This is a genomic window from Exiguobacterium sp. s157, from assembly GCF_018618205.1.
GTDB lineage: Bacteria > Bacillota > Bacilli > Exiguobacteriales > Exiguobacteriaceae > Exiguobacterium > Exiguobacterium chiriqhucha.
Genome location: NZ_JACSLQ010000005.1, coordinates 71,460 through 91,192 on the forward strand (window position 1 = coordinate 71,460; position 19,733 = coordinate 91,192).

The 19,733-nt window shown below is 52.6% G+C and carries 17 protein-coding genes; 13 read left to right on the top strand and 4 right to left on the bottom strand.

Annotated elements, in window-relative coordinates; genetic code table 11:
• The first annotated feature begins 27 nt into the window (after positions 1–27).
• The 3 genes from KNP67_RS10555 to KNP67_RS10565 all read left to right on the top strand — a co-directional run bounded on the left by KNP67_RS10555 (position 28) and on the right by KNP67_RS10565 (position 3,895).
• Positions 28–258: a YneF family protein gene (locus KNP67_RS10555; protein WP_021067584.1), complete on the top strand. Its 231-nt coding sequence runs from the start codon at positions 28–30 to the stop codon at positions 256–258.
• 129 nt (positions 259–387) lie between these two features.
• Entirely contained in the window at positions 388–2,142 is a 1,755-nt protein-coding gene (locus tag KNP67_RS10560; protein ID WP_214756657.1) for an ABC transporter transmembrane domain-containing protein, read from the top strand.
• Positions 2,132–3,895 (top strand): ABC transporter ATP-binding protein, encoded by a 1,764-nt coding sequence (locus KNP67_RS10565; protein ID WP_214756574.1) that lies wholly within the window; start codon positions 2,132–2,134, stop codon positions 3,893–3,895. Before KNP67_RS10560 ends, KNP67_RS10565 begins: the two co-directional genes overlap by 11 nt.
• An 81-nt stretch (positions 3,896–3,976) precedes the next feature.
• On the opposite strand, the gene KNP67_RS10570 is transcribed toward KNP67_RS10565, so the two are convergent.
• Entirely contained in the window at positions 3,977–4,159 is a 183-nt protein-coding gene (locus KNP67_RS10570; protein ID WP_214756575.1) for an aspartyl-phosphate phosphatase Spo0E family protein, read from the bottom strand.
• 192 nt (positions 4,160–4,351) lie between these two features.
• Between KNP67_RS10570 and KNP67_RS10575 the strand changes: the two genes are divergently transcribed.
• Both KNP67_RS10575 and KNP67_RS10580 read left to right on the top strand, forming a co-directional pair.
• A complete protein-coding gene (locus tag KNP67_RS10575; protein ID WP_021067580.1) occupies positions 4,352–5,050 on the top strand; it encodes a cytochrome c biogenesis CcdA family protein in 699 nt (232 codons plus the stop codon).
• A 19-nt stretch (positions 5,051–5,069) separates the two neighbouring features.
• Positions 5,070–5,522 (top strand): CcdC family protein, encoded by a 453-nt coding sequence (locus KNP67_RS10580; protein ID WP_034797347.1) that lies wholly within the window; start codon positions 5,070–5,072, stop codon positions 5,520–5,522.
• 34 nt (positions 5,523–5,556) lie between these two features.
• On the opposite strand, the gene KNP67_RS10585 is transcribed toward KNP67_RS10580, so the two are convergent.
• From KNP67_RS10585 to KNP67_RS10595, 3 genes are all read right to left on the bottom strand, one after another.
• Entirely contained in the window at positions 5,557–7,119 is a 1,563-nt protein-coding gene (locus tag KNP67_RS10585; RefSeq protein WP_131471210.1) for a solute symporter family protein, read from the bottom strand.
• Positions 7,116–7,448: a DUF485 domain-containing protein gene (locus tag KNP67_RS10590; protein ID WP_021067577.1), complete on the bottom strand. Its 333-nt coding sequence runs from the start codon at positions 7,446–7,448 to the stop codon at positions 7,116–7,118. The genes KNP67_RS10585 and KNP67_RS10590 overlap by 4 nt, the downstream gene beginning before the upstream one ends.
• 311 nt (positions 7,449–7,759) lie before the next feature.
• Positions 7,760–8,191 carry a DUF2621 domain-containing protein gene (locus tag KNP67_RS10595; protein ID WP_021067576.1) on the bottom strand — a complete coding sequence of 144 codons (432 nt, stop codon included), beginning with the start codon at positions 8,189–8,191 and terminating at the stop codon, positions 7,760–7,762.
• 193 nt (positions 8,192–8,384) lie between these two features.
• Between KNP67_RS10595 and KNP67_RS10600 the strand changes: the two genes are divergently transcribed.
• The 8 genes from KNP67_RS10600 to KNP67_RS10635 all read left to right on the top strand — a co-directional run bounded on the left by KNP67_RS10600 (position 8,385) and on the right by KNP67_RS10635 (position 19,727).
• Positions 8,385–9,980: a peptide chain release factor 3 gene (locus KNP67_RS10600; protein WP_058763801.1), complete on the top strand. Its 1,596-nt coding sequence runs from the start codon at positions 8,385–8,387 to the stop codon at positions 9,978–9,980.
• A 197-nt stretch (positions 9,981–10,177) separates the two neighbouring features.
• Positions 10,178–12,892 (top strand): aconitate hydratase AcnA, encoded by a 2,715-nt coding sequence (acnA, locus tag KNP67_RS10605; RefSeq protein ID WP_214756576.1) that lies wholly within the window; start codon positions 10,178–10,180, stop codon positions 12,890–12,892.
• A gap of 106 nt (positions 12,893–12,998) precedes the next feature.
• On the top strand, positions 12,999–13,487 hold the full coding sequence (locus KNP67_RS10610; protein WP_214756578.1) for a DUF3939 domain-containing protein: 489 nt from the start codon (positions 12,999–13,001) through the stop codon (positions 13,485–13,487).
• A gap of 126 nt (positions 13,488–13,613) precedes the next feature.
• Positions 13,614–15,182 (top strand): BCCT family transporter, encoded by a 1,569-nt coding sequence (locus KNP67_RS10615; RefSeq protein WP_131471207.1) that lies wholly within the window; start codon positions 13,614–13,616, stop codon positions 15,180–15,182.
• Between the two features lie 102 nt (positions 15,183–15,284).
• On the top strand, positions 15,285–15,968 hold the full coding sequence (locus KNP67_RS10620) for a hypothetical protein (RefSeq protein WP_029595361.1): 684 nt from the start codon (positions 15,285–15,287) through the stop codon (positions 15,966–15,968).
• Positions 15,969–16,025: 57 nt separating this feature from the next.
• Positions 16,026–18,287: an AAA family ATPase gene (locus KNP67_RS10625; protein WP_214756579.1), complete on the top strand. Its 2,262-nt coding sequence runs from the start codon at positions 16,026–16,028 to the stop codon at positions 18,285–18,287.
• Between the two features lie 30 nt (positions 18,288–18,317).
• Positions 18,318–18,737 (top strand): acyl-CoA thioesterase, encoded by a 420-nt coding sequence (locus KNP67_RS10630; protein ID WP_021067569.1) that lies wholly within the window; start codon positions 18,318–18,320, stop codon positions 18,735–18,737.
• 75 nt (positions 18,738–18,812) lie between these two features.
• Positions 18,813–19,727: a M15 family metallopeptidase gene (locus KNP67_RS10635; protein WP_131471204.1), complete on the top strand. Its 915-nt coding sequence runs from the start codon at positions 18,813–18,815 to the stop codon at positions 19,725–19,727.
• Positions 19,728–19,733: the final 6 nt, after the last annotated feature.

The following is a 19,733-nucleotide window of genomic DNA, read 5'->3' on the forward strand; positions in this document are numbered from 1 at the left end:
GTTTCATATGGTAGAGGAGGTTAAGCCTTGAGTACATTATTCTGGATTCTTCTGATCGTGGCAGCACTAATCGGGGGTATTGCGATCGGTTTCTTTATCGCTCGTAAATACATGATGAACTACCTCGAACAGAACCCACCGATCAACGAAGATATGATTCGTACATTGATGATGCAAATGGGTCAAAAGCCGTCACAGAAGAAAGTCAACCAAGTGATGCGCGCCATGAACGTTCAAATGAAGAACGAAAAGAAATAAACTGGATCGACCGAAGCACTTTGCGCCCGCAAAGTGCTTTTTGTATCCATTTTTTGTTAGACAATCGAACAAACTTTCGCTAATCTAAAAGAATAGTCTGAATTCAAGACAACATAGGGGGTGTTTCAGATTCGTGTATTCAAACAATTGGCTTGGTTCTTCAAGCTCGAATGGCGGACGTATGCGCTCGGTATCGTCCTACTCATGTTCGTTGCGGCGCTCGAACTCGTGCCGCCACGCATCATCGGCCGAATCGTCGATGAGATCAACCGAGAATCGCTCGAAACAGATTTATTGTGGATGTTGCTCGGCGGGCTCGCGGCCGTCGGCATCGGAAACTATGTGGCCCGCTTCTTCTGGCGGTACTTCATCTTTGGGGCTTCAATTCGGCTCGGTCGGATGTTGCGGAGTCAGCTCTATCGCCATTTCACCGATTTAGATCAACGTTTTTATAAGAAGTCGCGGGTCGGGGATTTGATGGCCCATGCGACGAACGATGTCCAAGCCGTCTCGACGACGGCGGGTGCGGGGATTTTGACGCTCGTCGACAGCATTACCATGGGGACGTTCGTCATCATCACGATGGTGACGACGATTAGTTGGAAGTTGACGGTCGTAGCGCTGTTGCCGCTGCCAATCATGGTCGCGTTAACGACACGATACGGCAAACTATTACATAATCGGTTCGGGGTCGCTCAGGCGGCGTTCTCCGAACTGAATGACAAAGTCCAAGAGAGCGTCAGCGGTGTCCGGGTATTGAAATCGGCCGGGGAAGTCGGCCGCGACGTCGACTCGTTCGAGAAGTTATCCGACGAGGTCATGGCGAAGAACGTCCGCGTCGCCAAAATCGATGCACTATACGACCCGACCATCTTCGGAATCGTCGGCCTCTCGTATATCCTATCGATTGGCTATGGTGCCTATTTGATTGAACAAGGCGAGCTGACAATCGGTCAAATCGTCAGTTTCACGGCGTATCTCAGTTTGCTCACTTGGCCGATGCTTGCGTTCGGCTGGCTGTTCAATATCGTCGAACGCGGTCGTGCGTCTTATGACCGAATCGAGCGAATGCTCGCCGTCAAACCTGAGATTCAAGATGACCCGATGGCGGCGACGAAACTTGCCTATTCGGAGATTGAGGCGGACATTCATGCCTTCCGCTATGACGAGACACCCGTCTTACAAGACGTGTCGTTCCGAATCGAACGCGGTCGCACGCTCGGAATTGTCGGACGGACAGGCTCCGGTAAAACGACAATCGTTCGGTTATTGACGCGGGAGTATGACGTCCATGACGGCACGATTAAAATCGGGGGCATCAATATCCGACAGGTGAAAAAGTCACTTCTGCTCGACAAGGTCGCCGTCGTCCCGCAAGACCACTTCTTGTTCAGCGACTCGATTGCAAACAATATCGCGTTCGGTAAACCGGAAGCAAAACTTGACGAGATTATGGAAGCAGCTAAAATCGCCGAAGTGCATGATGACATCATGCGGTTACCAGAAGGTTATGCCACGCTTGTAGGCGAACGGGGCGTGACGCTATCGGGCGGCCAAAAACAACGCATCTCGATTGCACGTGCCCTCATGATCGAGGCAGACGTATTGATTCTAGACGATGCTCTCTCCGCCGTCGATGCGAAGACGGAAGAAGCGATCATCGAGCATTTCCGGGCCGGGAATCCCGATCAATCTCGGTTGATTGTCGCGCACCGACTGTCTGCGGTCGAGCACGCCGACGAGATTCTCGTTCTCGAAGACGGTCGTATCATCCAACGAGGCCGGCATCAGGACTTGATTCGCGAACCGGGATGGTACAAAGATACGTATGATCGTCAACAGCTCGAAGCAATCGTAGAAGGGGGTGGCCACCATGAAGCATGACGTTCAGGAATGGGCGGTCATCAAACGTCTATTGGCGTATACGAATCGTTACTCACGCCCACTCAGTCTCGCTTTCGTCTTTTTGTTGCTCGCCACCGGTGCGAAGCTCGCGGGACCGTTTTTAATCAAGGTCTTTATTGATGAGTTCGTGACGCCAGGCGTCTATCCGACGAACTGGGTCGTCACATTGCTCGTCGTTTATTTGGTCTTGCATGTGTCGGCGATCATCTTCGACTATTTACAGTCGATTTCATTCCAAAAAATCGCCTTAAAAATCGTTCAAAACATTCGGATGGATATTTTCCGTCACGTCATGGGCATGCGGCTCGCCTATTTCGACCGGACGCCAGCAGGCGTACTCGTCTCGCGGATTACGAACGACACCGAGGCGGTCAAGGAGCTGTACGTCGGAGTGATGAGCACGTTCGTCCAATCGGCCGTGCAGCTGCTCGGGACATACGTGTTCCTTTACATCCTCGAACCGACGCTCGCAACGATGGGGCTCGTGCTCGTGCCGTTGTTCTGGCTCATCATCTGGGTGTATCGTCGCTACTCGACGAAGTACTTCGCGCAAGTGCGTGATCTGCTGTCACAATTGAACGGACAGTTGAATGAGTCGATTAACGGGATGGGAATCGTTCAACAGTTTCGTCAAGAAGAGCGGCTTGTCCGCCAATTCGAAGAGACGAACGAGGCCCACCAAGAAGCACGTTATCGGAACTTGAAGCTCGACAGTATGTTGTTGCGACCGATTATCGAATTGTTGCTCGCCTTCTCCATCATCGGGCTGCTCGGCTATTACGGCGTCTTGTCAACGACCGAGCAAGTACAAGTTGGGGTCGTCTACGCCTTTATCAGCTATATCGAACGAATCTTCCGTCCCGTGCTCGATATCATGCAACGATTGAGTGAATTTCAACAGGCGGTCGTTTCGGCGGACCGAGTCTTCAAAGTCTTGGACACGGATGAACCGGCCCCAGGTAAGAGCTTAGAGGGAACGGCTGAAATTGGCTCCGGGGAAGTACGCTTCGAAAACGTCACGTTCAGCTATGACGGAGAAGTCGACGTATTGAAACACATCTCGTTCGTCGCCAAGCCGGGAGAGACAGTCGCACTCGTCGGTCATACCGGGAGCGGGAAGAGTTCAATTATCAACTTGTTGACTCGGTTCTATCCGTATCAATCAGGAAAAATCACGATTGATGGGCATCCGATCGAGCAGTTCGAGGAAGCCGAGCTTCGAGCCAAAGTCGGCCTTGTGCTCCAAGACCCGTTCTTGTTCACGGGGACGATCGAGGACAACTTAAAACTATTTAACCCGACGATCGACTCGGACAAAGTTCGGGAAGCAGCTGAGTTCGTCCAAGCCCATACGTTCGTCGAGAAACTCGAGGCCGGCTACGGGCATACGGTCGGTGAACGGGGGGCGACGTTCTCGAGCGGGGAACGGCAATTGCTCGCGTTCGCCCGGACGGTCGCCCGGGATCCGAAAATCTTGATTTTGGATGAGGCGACGAGTTCGATTGATACCGAGACCGAGGAGCGCGTTCAACTCGCCCTCGAGCGGATGAGACGTGGTCGGACGACGATTGCCATCGCACACCGGCTCTCGACAATTCAAGATGCCGACTTGATACTCGTCCTCCATCGAGGTGAAATCGTCGAACGAGGTAATCATCAATCGTTATTGAAACAAGACGGGCTCTACAAAAAGATGTATGAACTTCAATCAGGCCAACGTCTGATGTCATAAATTACAAAAAAAGACGCCGATATCGGCGTCTTTTTTCCATGGAAAAGGCTCTCCGCAAATGAGATGCGGAGAGCCGTTCATTTAAAAAGTTAGGTGTTCTGAAGCATGTATAGCCAGGACGTGACGTGTGATCAGCTTGTCTAACTCTTGGCTGACGTGAATCACTTCAGGAGACGTCCAACTGTGCTGCGAAGCGATTTCGTACAGTTCATCGCGTTTCTGTTCAATGGCAAAATGTAAGTTTTCAGCTGTGATGACCGCCACGGTGTTTCCCCCATCATTATAAAGTCAAAAGTGTTACTTAGGAATATCCAAATCTTAGCATCTAACACTACTGTTTACAAGTTTCATTTCCATTTCAAAGATTACAATTTCTATCAAACAATCGTTGCAGAAAAAGATGCGAGCATTTTGAAAAGGTTTTCGCTATAATGGGGCTGAAAGGTGGAAGATCGCATGGAAGTTACCCTTTGGCTCGCATTTGGGGCGGGCGTCTTGTCATTTTTGTCTCCGTGCACGCTACCGTTGTATCCAGTCTTTTTATCGTATATCACTGGGGTCTCTGTCTCTGATTTGAAGAGCGAAGGACTGCGGCAGCGCACGGCATGGTTTCATACGTTCTCATTCCTCTTCGGTTTCTCTATCGTCTTTCTCGTGCTCGGTTTGTCGACCTCGCTGATTGCCGACGTGTTCATTCAATACAAAGATAGTTTGCGCATGTTCGGTGCCATCCTTATCTTCGTATTTGGTGTCTTCTTGGCAGGTCTCTGGCAACCACGTTTTATGATGCGCGAGAAAAAACTCGCATTAGGAGAGCGCAAGAGCGGCTATTTTGGGACGGCACTCATCGGAATCGGATTCGCAGCAGGGTGGACACCTTGTACCGGACCGATTCTTGCTGGCGTCATCGCCCTCGCGGCGTCGAACCCGAGTCAGGGAATGGGCTATATGTTGGCGTACGTCATCGGCTTTGCCATCCCATTCCTCGTTATGGCCGGTTTTGTCGGCAAAATCAAGTACTTGGCACGCAATAGCGCCAAGGTAGCAAGATTCGGAGGCTATTTGATGATGGCTTTCGGCGTCGTATTATATTTTGATGGAATGAACCGCTTCGCTGCTTGGATGAGCGAATTAGTAGGATTCACCGGATTTTAAAGGGGTTGACCGAATGTCGATATTTTGGGGATCGACCCTCGTCGCACTGATGATGGGCTTGATTGCGAGCTTCGTTCGCGTCAAAGCGTCAGCACGTCCGACGAATGCGAAAAAGATTTTGATTCCGCCGCTGGCGATGTCGACGGGCATGTTACAATTTCTCGTCCCGGCGTTTCGGCTGACTTGGCTCGAGGTCGGAGAGGCGCTGATCGTGGGATTGATTTTCAGCGTGTTCCTCATCAAGACGTCGAATTTCGAGAAACGTGACGGAGAGGTGTACTTGTCCCGTTCGAAAGCGTTCTTTATCGTCGTGTTTGTCTTATTGGCCATCCGGACGGTTATGAAGGCGTTTCTCGGGGACGAGGTAAACATATTCGCGACGGGCGGCCTGTTCTATTTGATCGCCTGGGGCATGATTGTCCCGTGGCGCATCGCCATGTATCAAAAGTACAAACAAATCGTAGCATCATAAACGGCGTCCCTTGCGAGGGACGCCGTTTTGTCGATTAAGAAGATTTTTTGGTCAGGGCTGCCTCGGTCTCGGCATCGATTCCGGTGTTGGCCTTGACGAGAATCCGTTCGAAGTTTCCGGCGACTTCATCTGACTTCGTCACGTACGTCCCGACGATAGCGGCGAGGAAACCGAGCGGGATCGACACGATGCCCGGATTCGTGAGCGGGAACAGAGCCTCACCGATAAAGATGGCGGAACCGTCCGGCGCCCATACGTTCGGGCTGATGGCGACGAGGAAGAGTGACGAGAACAAGCCGACAATCATGCCGAACACGGCTCCTCCGGTGTTAAACCGTCTCCAGTAAATCGTGAACAAGATGACCGGCAAGTTCGCACTGGCGGCCACGGCGAAAGCGAGCGAGACGAGGAAAGCGACGTTCATCGACTGTGCGAAAAACGCGAGTCCCATCGAGACGAGGGCGACAGCAATCGAAGCGATGCGGGCAGCCGTGACTTGTTCTTTCTCAGTCGCTTCCCCCTTACGGACGATATGTCCATAGAAGTCGTGGGCGAATGCCGAGGCGGCCGAAAGGACGAGGCCGGCGACGACGGCAAGGATCGTGGCAAATGCAATCGCCGCGACAAAGGCGAACAACAAGTCGCCGCCGAGCACTTGGGCCAGGAGCGGTGCGGCCATGTTGCCGGCCGGGTTGGCGGCGATAATGGCATCCGAGCCGACGAATGCGGCAGCCCCGAATCCGAGGAAGATTGTCAATATGTAGAACGCACCGATGATCCATGTCGCATAGACGACCGATTGGCGTGCTGTCGGTGCATCTTTGACCGTGAAGAAACGGATAAGGATGTGGGGCAGCCCCGCCGTCCCGAGGACGAGTGCCAAGTTGAGCGAGATCGTGTCGAGCGGGAGCTTGAACTTGTTGCCCGGGTTCAAGAAACTGTCGCCGAGCGGCGTCGCCTTGCTCACTTCCGAGAACATGGTGAAGACAGAGAAGTCAAAGCGAGCGAACACGAGAAACGAGATGATGGCGGTCCCGATCATCAATAGCACAGCTTTCGTGATCTGTACCCATGACGTCGCGGTCATCCCTCCGAAGACGACGTACACCGTCATCAAAATCCCGACGACGACGACACTCGTCGTGTATGGGATGCCGAGCAATAACTCGATGAGCGCGCCGGCCCCGACGAGCTGGGCGATCATATAGAAAATCGAGATGACGATGGCGTTCATGGCGGCGACACCGCGCACGCGCGGTTTGTTGAATCGAGCCGCAATCATATCGGCCATCGTATACTTGCCAAGGTTACGGAGCGGCTCGGCCACGAGGTAGAGCACAACGAGATAAGCCACCAAGAAGCCGATTGAATAGAAGAAACCGTCAAATCCGGCGAGGGCAATCATCCCGGCAATCCCGAGGAAAGAAGCTGCCGACATATAGTCCCCGGCGATGGCGAGCCCATTTTGGAAACCGGTCAACCCTCCATCGGCCGTATAAAAGTCGCTCGCGGTCTTCGTTTTACGAGCGGCGAAGAACGTGATGACGAGCGTGAGCCCGACAATCGCGAGGAATAATAAAATAGCGGTCCAGTTCATCGGTCGTCCTCCTCTTGTTTGATGGCGGTGACGAGTTCGTCAAACCGACGGGCCCGGCGGCTGTACATCACACAGAACGTCCAGGTCATAAAGAATTGGGCGAAGGCGAGCACCCAGGCCCATGTGATGTCTCCGGCGACCGGGATATTCAAAAAGGTGAAGTAACTTGTCGAGATTGGCAACGTGAAGTAGAAGATAAGGGAGAAGATGATGGATGGAACAATGAACCGATTCTTTTCTCGCATCAGTTTGTGAAACGTCTGGCTCTCGACAATCGCTTCGGCGGAGCGGGTACTGTCGGTTTGCGTGACATGTGTGACATCATGCATATAAAAACCTCCTTCGGCATCAAGATACGTACATTATAGAAATGTAAATAAAGGAAAAGCTATCCATTTTTTATTGCAGAAAACGAAATTGTTATACTAATATTGGTCATACCACTTTAATGTAAGCGTTTCCAATATTGTCTATATTATGAACATTATCTTTAGATAGTTATCACTCGTGAAAAGGGTACTTTTGACCTATTAGTCGTATGGCACAATTTCGTAAGCAGGAGACATAATCAGTCGGCTACGATGAGTCGACATCAAGGGGTGAACAAAAAGACGCCAGGCACATGTCCTGACGTCTCGTCTCATTGTTGGAAGTAATGTTGATACACTTTCCAGTCGATTTGCTCTTCTTCAAGTGCCTTCTTTAAGAACTTATGGTCCCGCTTCGGAGTTGCGGCGATATAGCCTTTGACGACGAGCTCGGTCGTCATTTCACGTGCCCGGGTCTCGAGGGCGAATTGTCCGATCTTACCGGCGATCTTGCGGATGGCGACGTCGCGGAACAGCTCTGGTACCGGCGTGACGAGGCGGTCGAGCAACGTTCGCGTCTCCGGCGTCCATAAGTGGCGTGTCTTGTCGATGTAGTCATCCTCGATGTCGAGGAGTGAGCGTCCGTCTTCTTTTGGCATTCGTTTCAAAAATTTACGGAACATAAAGTAACCGCCGATCGACATTAACCCGATCATCACGAATCCCCAGAAGACAATGAAATACATCATCAAGTTTTCTGGCATCGTCTTTCCCCCGTTCTGTCATTTCACGATCATTCAAGCTAAGTATACAAAAAAGGGGCGCGATACAAAAGCTACAGCTATCCGTTCCCTACTATAAAGATGGACGAAACGGGCCGGTTTCGTTAGAATAGATAGCGTTGCAGTGAGCAAGACATCGTATAAATCGTATTGTCCAGAAAGGAAAGAGCCATACATGAATCAATTAAAACAAGAAGTTGAGAAGCGTCGTATTTTCGGCATCATCTCGCACCCGGATGCAGGTAAGACGACGCTGACGGAGAAGTTGCTCCTCCACGGAGGCGCCATCCGGGAGGCGGGGACGGTCAAAGCCCGCAAAAATTCCAAGCATGCCAAGTCGGACTGGATGGAAATCGAGAAACAACGTGGGATCTCGGTCACCTCGTCGGTCATGCAGTTCGTCTATCAAGATAAGGTCGTCTCAATCATGGACACGCCCGGACACAACGATTTCGGGGAAGACACGTACCGTGTGTTGACGTCGGTCGATAGCGCCGTCATGGTCATCGATGCGGCCAAAGGGATTGAGACGCAGACGAAGAAATTGTTCCAAGTCTGTCGGATGCGGGGGATTCCAATTTTCACGTTCATGAACAAATTGGACCGCCAAGCGAAAGACCCGCTCGAACTCATGGAAGAGCTCGAAGAAGTGCTCGGCATGCCTTCGGTCGCCGTCACGTGGCCGATCGGGAGCGGGATGCAGTTCGAAGGGGTGTACGACCGCCTGAAGAACGAAGTCCACTTGTTCCGGGGTGAGAAAGGGACGCTCACGTTGAACGAGGACGGCGTCAATGACCCGATTCTCGCCGATTATTTAACGGAAGAGAACTTGACGAACCTTCGAGATGAAATCGATCTTCTCGACGGTGCCGGCAATGAAATCGAAGTCGATGCGATTCAGCACGGGAAATTGACTCCGGTCTTTTTCGGGACGGCCCTCGTCGACTTCGGCGTGACATCGTTCTTGAACCACTATCTCGCCATGTCACCGGCCCCTGAGGCCCGTAAGTCGAATGTCGGTCCAATCGACCCGACGTCAGAAGACTTCAGCGGCTTCGTCTTCAAGATTCAAGCGAACATGAACCCGGCCCACCGTGACCGCATCGCCTTCGTCCGCATCTGTTCGGGCGTGTTCGAGCGCGGCATGGACGTCACACTCACGCGGACAGGGAAGAAAATCAAATTGAGTCAATCGACGCAGCTCATGGCCAACGACCGGGAAACGGTCGATCAGGCGTTCGCTGGAGACGTGATCGGGATTTACGATTCGGGGACATACCAAATCGGCGACACGATCACGACGTCGAAACAGAAAATCGCGTTTGAGGCGTTGCCGACGTTCCCGCCTGAACTGTTCATGCGCGTCTCGCCAATCAACTCGCTCAAGTCGAAGCATTTCCACAAAGGTGTGGAGCAGCTCGCCCAAGAGGGAGCAATTCAAGTGTATCGCAACGAATACAACGAGATTTATCTCGGTGCGGTCGGTCAACTCCAATTCGAAGTGTTCGAGTATCGCTTGAACAACGAATACGGCGTCGACATCCGTATGGAGCCGGTCTCGTACAGCGTCGCACGTTGGGTGAAGGACAAGGAATTGAAGGCGCTCAAGCCCTTCCAGGACTCACGCAACATGCTCGTGACGGATCGTTGGGAGCGTCCTGTGTTCTTGTTCGCCAACGAGTTCACGTTCGATCGCTTCAAAGAACGGTATGAAGATGAGCTCACGCTCGTCGACGCCCTCGACGTCAACGTCGAGATTGGCGCAGAATAATGATTGAAGACGGCTCTTGTCCAAGGGCCGTCTTTTCTTGTTTCAGTGAGTCCGACGCTATTGATAAGTTTTACTTATGACTAATTTGTGACGGAATGTATTTTACGTCACGCTATAGTTGTATTATGATAAACATGTGATAAGTAAGCGATTATGGCACGTGCCGGCATCGCCGCTTTCAAAAAGGGGGATATCGTATGGAACAGACGAACGTATTAGACGCTTTCAAATCTCGGACGCAGTTCGAGGTCAATGGACAAGCGTACGATTATTACCGGCTTAAAAAGCTTGAAGAAGAAGGGGTGACGGAACTTAGTCGACTTCCGTACTCGATTCGCGTATTGCTCGAATCTGTGCTTCGTCAACAGGATGGCCGTGCCATCACGAAAGAACATGTCGAGAACTTGGCTAAATGGGGTACTGCCGAAGTTTCGAAAGACATCGATGTTCCGTTCAAACCGGCTCGTGTCGTCCTTCAGGACTTTACGGGTGTACCGACGGTCGTTGACCTCGCCTCACTTCGCAAGGCGATGGCTGACCTTGGTGGAGACCCGAACAAAATCAATCCTGAAATCCCGGTTGACCTCGTCGTCGACCACTCGGTCCAAGTCGATGCGTACGGTTTTGCCGGCGCACTCATGAAAAACATGGACATCGAGTTCGAGCGTAACGAAGAGCGCTACAAGTTCTTGCGTTGGGCCCAGACGGCGTTCGACAACTATCGCGCCGTTCCGCCTGCGACAGGAATCGTTCACCAAGTCAACTTGGAGTACTTGGCGTCGGTCGTCCTCGAGAAGAATGACGGAACGGGCAATGTCGCCTATCCAGACTCGCTCGTCGGAACGGACTCGCACACGACGATGATCAACGGTCTCGGCGTCCTCGGTTGGGGTGTCGGTGGAATCGAAGCCGAGGCGAGCATGCTCGGACAACCGTCTTATTTCCCGGTACCAGACGTCGTCGGCGTCAAAATCATCGGTGAAGTCAATCCGGGTGTCACGGCGACAGACGTCGCGCTCGTCGTCACAGAAATGCTCCGTAACGAGAAAGTCGTCGGCAAGTTCGTCGAGTTCTTCGGTCCATCGCTTCACACGATGCCGCTCTCAGACCGGGCAACGATTGCCAACATGGCGCCTGAGTATGGTGCGACTTGTGGCTTCTTCCCAGTCGATACAGAGACGCTCAACTATATGCGCACGACAGGTCGCCCAGAAGAATTGATCGACCTCGTCGAAGCCTACTCGAAAGCGAATGACTTGTTCTACACACCAGATCAAGCGGACCCGTCGTTCACGAAGACGCTCACGCTCGACTTGTCGAAAGTACAACCGTCGCTTGCTGGACCGAAACGTCCACAAGACCGAATCAACTTATCAGACCTTCAGACAGCGTTCGTCGATAGCGTGACGGCACCAGCCGGACACAGCGGCTTCGGTCTTGAAAAATCCGAGCTTGAGAAGAAAGCAGCTATCAACTATGCAGACGGCTCTGTCGACATGCGCACGGGTGACGTGGCGATCGCAGCGATCACAAGCTGTACGAACACATCAAACCCATACGTCATGGTCGGAGCAGGTCTCGTCGCGAAGAAAGCTGTCGAACGCGGTCTCACGGTTCCAAAATTCGTGAAGACGTCGCTCGCACCGGGCTCGAAAGTGGTTACCGACTACCTCGACAAAGCCGGTCTCACGCCATACCTCGACCAACTCGGTTTCAACACCGTTGGGTACGGATGTACGACATGTATCGGAAACTCGGGTCCACTCGACCGCGAAGTCGAAGAAGCGATCACATCGAACGATTTGCTCGTCTCATCGGTCCTCTCGGGGAACCGTAACTTCGAAGGCCGAGTCCATCCGCTCGTCAAAGCGAACTTCTTGGCGTCACCGCCACTCGTCGTCGCTTACGCACTCGCTGGATCGGTCAACTTCGACATCATGAACGAGTCGTTCGGAACGGACAAAGATGGCAACGAGGTCTTCTTCAAAGACATCTGGCCATCAAATGATGAAATTAAGATGGTCGTTCAAGATGTCGTCTCACCAGAAGCGTTCCGGAAAGAGTACGACACGGTGTTCACAGGGAATGAGCGTTGGAATGCCCTCGACGTGCCAGAAGGCAACTTGTATGACTTCTCGGACGATTCGACGTATATCCAAAACCCACCGTTCTTCGAAAACCTCGAGCCAGAAGCGGGAGAAGTACATGCGTTGAACGGACTCCGCGTCATCGGGAAGTTTGCTGATTCGGTCACGACCGATCACATCTCACCAGCTGGAGCATTCTCGAAAACGACACCAGCCGGCCAATACCTTCAATCGAAAGGTGTCGCACCGCTCGACTTCAACTCGTATGGCTCACGCCGCGGGAACCACGAAGTCATGATGCGCGGTACGTTCGCGAACATCCGTATCCGTAACCAAGTCGCACCTGGCACTGAAGGCGGCTTCACGACGTACTGGCCGACTGGCGAAATCATGCCGATGTACGATGCAGCCATGAAGTACAAAGAGCAAGGCACAGGCCTTGTCGTCTTCGCTGGAAACGACTACGGTATGGGCTCGTCACGTGACTGGGCAGCCAAAGGGACGAATTTGCTCGGCATCCGTGCTGTCATCGCGCAAAGCTTCGAACGGATTCACCGCTCGAACCTCGTCATGATGGGCGTATTGCCACTTCAGTTCATGGACGGGGAGTCAGCTGACTCACTCGGACTCACAGGCGAAGAAGCGATCGACATCCAAGTCGACGAGTCAGTCCGCCCACGTGATATCCTGAACGTCAAAGCAACACACGAGAACGGCACAGTGACCGAGTTCAAAGTCATCGCGCGCTTCGATTCAGAAGTCGAGATCGATTATTACCGTCACGGTGGCATCTTGCAGATGGTTCTCCGCAACAAATTGAAATAAGCAACATAGCCTTCCTTTGCAAAAAGGAAGGTTTTTTTGTGAATATGCGAATAAAAGGTGAGAGGATGACTCATATCGGGAAGAGAATGGGGAGAGGGGGGAGTGTATGGAACGACAGACGAAATCAGGTAAAAACTGGTGGCAACGGCTGACGCAAAAAGAGGAAGTGCCGGAGGAAGAGTTCGACCTCACGCTTCCGCAGTTGCGAGAAGCCATCCATAAATATGAACAGACGTTACCGAAAGGCGTCAATCGCACGGTCTTGCTCGACGAAACGCAAGAAATCGATTTGGCTCGACTGAAAAAACACTTGCCCGGTAAACCGAGACAGCGGTTCTATATGTCAAAAGAGACGTTTCATATCGTCCCTGAGGACGAACGGGAATTGGTCTATGAGATGGATCAAGTACAACGGGCGCTCGATTTATACTTTGAACAAGAAAAAAAAATACCGTTTCGAAAATTTCAACAGACACTGCAATTGGATTTGACTCGATTACGTGAAGGCGGCTACTTGAAAGTACTGCCGAAACGGCCCTATTACGTCGTTGACGAGACGTTAATCGTGTCCTTGGAACCGAAACCGCCAGAGTGACGACACGCCATCGTCACTTTTTTTGACATGGTCGTCCGAGCACGTCGCGGGGTTGAGTCTGGTTTACAAACTATGTTACGGTGGAAAACGTATATGAAAATAAGAAAATTGAATAGGAGTGAGATTATGGAAAGGAAAAGCCAAGTGACGACCGTTTTTCTCGTTTCAGCCATCATTACGGTCTTATTCACGATCTGGGGTGTCATCCCAGAGAGCGTCCTCGGTAACGGCAGTCTCTTGAACGTGACGACGAAACTGCAGGGCTGGCTCTCGAACGGCTTTGGCTGGTTTTATTTACTCAGTGCGACCGGAATTCTACTCGTCGCCATCTTTTTAATCTTCTCGAGGTTCGGGTCAATTCGACTCGGGAAAGATACGGATCGTCCGGAATTCGGGTATCTGTCATGGTTCGCCATGTTGTTCAGTGCCGGGATGGGGATCGGACTCGTCTTCTGGGGGGCAGCCGAACCGCTTTCACATTTTCACGCGCCGCCATTCGATTCGGGCACACCTGAGGGCGATGCCCGAACGGCGATGCAATATTCGTTTTTCCACTGGGGCTTGCACCCATGGGCGATTTACGCGATGATCGCGCTCGCCATTGCTTACTCAACGTTCCGGAAAGGGCGTCCGGCGACGATCGGGGAGACCATCGGCTCACTCGTCAAAGACCGCTACGAAATACCGGTCAAACGGACGGTCGATGTGTTGGCCATCATCGCGACCGCGTTTGGTGTGGCGACTTCGCTCGGCTTCGGGGCCCAGCAAATTGCTGGCGGGATTCACTTCTTGATTCCGAACGTACCGAACGCGTTCTCGACCCAATTGATTATCATTGCCGTCGTGACGGTACTCTATATGATCAGTGCCTCGACGGGGCTTGAGAAAGGGATTCGTATCTTAAGTAATACGAACATCTTTCTCGCCATCGTCCTCTTGATCGCAACGCTCATGGTCGGACCGAGTGCATTCATCCTCGATCTGTTCACACAGACGATCGGGACATATTTGCAACAGTTACCGTCGATGAGTTTCCGGACGGCCGCGTTTGAGCCGGTGGAACGCGAATGGATCAACGGATGGACGATTTTCTATTGGGCTTGGTGGATTTCATGGTCCCCGTTCGTAGGGACGTTCATCGCTCGTGTCTCAAAAGGACGTACGATTCGTGAATTCATCATCGGAATTCTACTCGTGCCGACCTCGTTCGGTCTGCTCTGGTTCTCCGTCTTTGGCGGTGCGGCCATCTGGGCTGATTTGAACGGTGGGGCAAACTTGATTGCAACGGTCAACGAAATCGGCACGGAAGTCGGTCTGTTCGCCTTGTTCGAGACGTTTGGTGGCTTTGGCACGATCCTTAGTGTCGTCGCCATTTTCTTAGTCTCTGTCTTCTTCATCACGTCAGCGGACTCGGCGACATACGTGCTCGGCATGTTGTCGACGAACGGAAAACTTGTGCCGCCGATGCGGATCAAGCTCATCTGGGGTCTCATTCAGTCATCGATTGCCGCTGTGCTCTTATACGTCGGTGGACTCGGAGCGCTACAAGCGGTCGCCATCCTGGTCGCTTTCCCGTTCATCTTCGTGTTAATTTTGATGATTGTCGCCTTGTTCAAAGATTTGTCTGATGAACCGGACGAACGGGACAAGTATATCGAAGCGTATAAGCAGGAAGAAGAAGATAAGCTCGGATAAAAGGAAAGGGTCTCGGTCGAGGCCCTTTTTTGGTTGTAAATGTTTTGCAGGACCCTCTCGCTAGTGTAGGATAGTAAGTGAAGAAGATTGGGAGGGCATTCTATGAAACAACATGTTAAAAAGCGATTGAGTTGGGTGATTTTTGCGGGAATCCTCATTGTCGGCGCCCTGCTCGCCTATAACTTTTACTCGATCATGAACTTGAATGACGACGAGGGCCGTGTCAACCGGGCCGAACCGTTTTATACATCCGTCGTAATCGGCTATGAAGAGAAAAAATTGCCTGAAAACGGCGAGACGTTGGAAGTTCGTGAATATGAAGTGACATACGATGAGGACGGTCACTTCGTGTCCGAGGTCGTGGAGGGCCCTAACGTTGGTGCCCGGGCCGAGTGGGACGGAACCGTTTATCGTGAGTTCAACCCGGACGGCGAGGAGACAAACAGTCAAGAGACGAGCTCCGGTGCCGTGGCTCCGCACCCATTCTTGTCGCGCGCGACGAATGAACAGATTCGTAAATGGCTCGACGATGGGACGCTCGGTTCGAGCGAAGGTGATGTCGATATCATCGGACGGACCGCGCAAGCGTTCGTCAAGAAAGAGTCACCTGAAGCTGTCCCGGCAGAATGGGTCGAAAAGTACCCATCGATATTCAGTGAAGACGACAATGAAGAAGCGGTCACGTATTACGTCGACGCGAACGAGCGAATCTTGCTCGCTGCCGAATCACGAAACAACGGGAAGTTGTTCCATTCGATTCGGATGACTTCTTTTGAATCACGATAATCCGGCGAGGAGCAGACTAAAACGTCGGCTCCTTTGTCGTCTAAAAAGGAGAATACTATGAAACAGATCACCTTGGATCAAGTGCAATCGGACTTGACAGCGTGGGAAGCGGGTGGACGCATCGAGGAAGCGGCGCTATTGTCTTACGCCCATTGGTCGCGCGCGACCGGCCACCGTCAAGAGTTGATTCGCACCTTGACGCTCCTCGCAACGAAACGGTTCGAAGCGCGCCAGACCATCGACCCGTTATTACATCGTTGGGTCAAGGAATTGGAGTCGCTCAACGCATTACCGCCAGCTCTCCGCGTCAGTCAATTATACGAAGTGTTGCGACGTCATAAACAACATTTGCACGTCGAATGGCCGAAATTACGTGAGGCGGATTACGCGTCGATGAAAGTCCAAATTTTAACCGAATACGAAGCGAAGACGTCGGAACTGCTCGAGCAACTTGAACAGCTTCACGACGAGATTGACCGTGCCAAATCCGACCTTCGGGACTCGGAATTCAAAGGACAGCTCGAGCGGTTATTCCTTGTCGTCATCGAGGCGATGCAAGAAGTGGCCGCACTCGAAGATGACACGGCCTCGCTCTTGGCATCGATGCAAGGCAATTACTTCAGCCGTGAGGCGTTCCACCGTTTCGGTGAGCGGGTCGGGCTCGTCAAACAGCGACTCGCCATGATCGTCGAACATTTGCCGGAACAGACGGAACAAGTTCGGTCGAGCGCGATTGAATCACTCGAGGCGATGATCGGGCTCACGGACGTGAAGCAACGTGTCAAAGCGTGGTACCGCTTCCTCTTGTTCCAAAAAGAACGGGAGAAGGCAGGCTTCTCGTCCAAACACCAACCTTCGCTCCATCTCGTGTTCACGGGAAACCCAGGCACCGGTAAGACGACGCTCGCGCGTCTCATGGCCGATATATATTTTGAGCTCGGTCTACTCGCTCGTCCCGACGTCGTCGAGGCGGATCGGTCGAGTCTCGTCGGCGCGTTCGTCGGACAGACGGAAGAGCAAGTCATGAACAAAGTGAAAGAAGCCGAGGGCGGAGTCCTGTTCATCGACGAGGCGTATGCGCTCAAACGTCAGGATGCGAGCGGGAGTGACTATGGACAGGCAGCCATCGATACGCTCGTCGCCGCGATGACGAGTGGTGAGTACGCTGGAAAATTCGTTGTCATCCTCGCCGGTTATCCGGAAGAGATGCGTCACTTTCTATTGGCCAATCCGGGACTACGTTCGCGTTTCCCGGAATCAAACCATTACGAGTTGCCGAACTACAGTGATGACGAACTCGTCGCCATCGGCGAGAAAGTGGCCGCGGAGAACAATTACGTCCTGACGGTCGAGGCGAAGCGCGCCTTGATTGCGCGGATTGACCGGGAACGGGTCGACGCCACGTTCGGGAACGCGCGCACGGTGCATAACATTTTGCTCGACGCCATGTTCAAAAAAGGGTCCCGCTTCGGTGCCGATGCTCCGCTCGACGAGATGGCCTTGTTGACGGAGCTCGATTTCGAGATGGATGCGACCGAGGACACGTCAGCCCCGACGCTCGACGACTTGGTCGGGATGGAAGAGGCGAAACGGCAACTGCGTGAAATCGAGGCGCTCGTCACGATTCAAAAACGGCGCCGCGAACTTGGATTGAAGACGGCTCCGGTCCAACTTCATGCCGCACTCGTCGGCAACAGCGGAACAGGGAAGACGACGTTCGCTCACCTTTATGCCCAACTGTTGAAGAAGACCGGTTACTTGAAACGCGGACACTTAAAAGTCGTCAGCCGAGCCGATCTCGTCAGCGGTTATGTCGGTCAGACGGCACAGAAGACGAAGGCTGCCATCCGCGATGCACTCGGCGGTGTGTTGTTGATTGACGAGGCTTATAGTTTGAACGGCGGACCGAACGATTACGGTCGTGAAGCAATCGATACGCTCGTCGACGAGATGCCGAAGCACGGGGACAACCTCGTCGTCGTCATGGCGGGATACGAAGCGCCGATGCGGCGATTGATCGAGTCGAATCCTGGACTGAGTAGTCGGATTAAGCGCACCATCCAGTTCGAGGATTACTCGACCGACCAACTCGTCGAGATTGCCAAGACATATGCCGGGAAATTTGGCTATACGTATGACGAGACGGTGGAGCAAGCGCTTAAAGAGCGACTGACTGGTATCGACCGGCCGAACGCGCGGACGGCGCTGTCGTTGATTGATGAAGCCATCGCGAGACAGTCATACCGTTTGATTGAAGGACAGGCTGAAACTGACGACTTGAATCAGATTTTAGTAGTAGATATTAAGACCAAGTTATAATATAATGACCTTGAAAGCGAGGACGATTTAATGCATACGATTCAGATTCCGGTCCGCTACCAAGAGACCGACATGATGGGCATCGTCTATCATGCGAACTATTTAGTGTATCTCGAAATCGCTCGTACTGAATTATTGCGCGAGCTCGGGGTCGAATATAAAGACATGGAACAGGCGGGCTTCGTCTCTCCGGTGACGAACGTCTCGGTCGACTATAAGAAGAGCGTCACGTTCGGCGATACGGTCCACGTCCGGGTATGGGTCGACAGCTATTCCAAAATCCGGACCGTCTATGGCTATGAGTTGACCGATCAAGACGGACATCTCGTCGGTTCGGCGAAGACGACCCACGTCGTCGTCAAACAGGGCGACTTCAAGCCGGTCCGTCTCGACCGCGAGTTTCCAGAATGGCATGACATGTATATGCGTGTCATGAGTCCCGTCACATAACAGTGGTTCTTTTGTACCGTCAGTATGGTATCATATCTTGACGGTATTTTTTGTACAAAGAAAGGGGAAGATCGCATGCGAAAACCATCTCTGTTGATGGTATGCTGCGCCTTGACGCTCACATTGGTGGGCTGTACCACAAGCGACCAAAGCAAAACGGAAGAAGCCGAGAACAAACCGGCCGACACCGAACAACAATCAGAAACTCCGGCCGATACGCCGAAGGATACAGAAGACGAAGTGGTTGCAGAAGCTCCGGCACCTGAAGCCGAGCCCCCGGCAGAAGACGAGCCTGCGGAAGAACCGGCAGCAGACGAACCTGAGGCCGAAGAAGTACCTGTTGTGGAAGCACCGCCTGTAGAAGAACCGGTCCAAACGCCGAGCCAGCCGCTCGAACAAAACGGGACGGCGAACGTGAAACTCGATACGCTCATCCTCGTCAATAAACAAATCGCCTTGCCGGCCGGTTACAAACCGACCGACCTCGTGACGGCGAATATCGATTTTGTCGACACGGCGTCCGGGGAGCGGAGAATGCTCCGTAAAGAAGCGGCACAGGCAATCGAAAAATTGATGGCCGGTGCGAAAGCGGCCGGAATCGATTTGAAAGGGACGAGCGCGTTCCGTTCATACGACTATCAAGTGCAATTGTTCAACGCCTATGTCGCCAAAGACGGAAAAGAACAAGCGATGAAGTATTCGGCGCCGCCGGGTCATTCAGAACATCAGACGGGACTCGCCATCGACGTCTCGAGCGCCTCGGTCGGGTATCAATTGACACAGAGCCTTGAGCAGACGAAAGAAGGCAAGTGGTTGGCCGACAATGCCCATACGTATGGGTTCATCGTCCGCTATCAACGCGCCTATGAGGCGGAGACGGGTTATATGTTTGAACCGTGGCACTTACGCTACATCGGGGTGGAGCATGCGACGAACGTTCATAAGACGAACGTCCCGTTTGAACGCTATCTCGAGCAATCCATGAATTAAGGGGAA

What these genes read in the sequence shown, in the direction of transcription:
- KNP67_RS10630 (WP_021067569.1), top strand. Translation starts at nt 18,318, where the DNA reads ATGCATACGATTCAGATTCCGGTCCGCTACCAAGAGACCGACATGATG.
- KNP67_RS10585 (WP_131471210.1), bottom strand. Translation starts at nt 7,119, where the DNA reads ATGAACTGGACCGCTATTTTATTATTCCTCGCGATTGTCGGGCTCACG.
- KNP67_RS10600 (WP_058763801.1), top strand. Translation starts at nt 8,385, where the DNA reads ATGAATCAATTAAAACAAGAAGTTGAGAAGCGTCGTATTTTCGGCATC.
- KNP67_RS10610 (WP_214756578.1), top strand. Translation starts at nt 12,999, where the DNA reads ATGGAACGACAGACGAAATCAGGTAAAAACTGGTGGCAACGGCTGACG.
- KNP67_RS10565 (WP_214756574.1), top strand. Translation starts at nt 2,132, where the DNA reads ATGAAGCATGACGTTCAGGAATGGGCGGTCATCAAACGTCTATTGGCG.
- KNP67_RS10590 (WP_021067577.1), bottom strand. Translation starts at nt 7,448, where the DNA reads ATGCATGATGTCACACATGTCACGCAAACCGACAGTACCCGCTCCGCC.
- KNP67_RS10625 (WP_214756579.1), top strand. Translation starts at nt 16,026, where the DNA reads ATGAAACAGATCACCTTGGATCAAGTGCAATCGGACTTGACAGCGTGG.
- KNP67_RS10635 (WP_131471204.1), top strand. Translation starts at nt 18,813, where the DNA reads ATGCGAAAACCATCTCTGTTGATGGTATGCTGCGCCTTGACGCTCACA.
- KNP67_RS10595 (WP_021067576.1), bottom strand. Translation starts at nt 8,191, where the DNA reads ATGCCAGAAAACTTGATGATGTATTTCATTGTCTTCTGGGGATTCGTG.
- KNP67_RS10575 (WP_021067580.1), top strand. Translation starts at nt 4,352, where the DNA reads ATGGAAGTTACCCTTTGGCTCGCATTTGGGGCGGGCGTCTTGTCATTT.
- acnA (WP_214756576.1), top strand. Translation starts at nt 10,178, where the DNA reads ATGGAACAGACGAACGTATTAGACGCTTTCAAATCTCGGACGCAGTTC.
- KNP67_RS10615 (WP_131471207.1), top strand. Translation starts at nt 13,614, where the DNA reads ATGGAAAGGAAAAGCCAAGTGACGACCGTTTTTCTCGTTTCAGCCATC.
- KNP67_RS10620 (WP_029595361.1), top strand. Translation starts at nt 15,285, where the DNA reads ATGAAACAACATGTTAAAAAGCGATTGAGTTGGGTGATTTTTGCGGGA.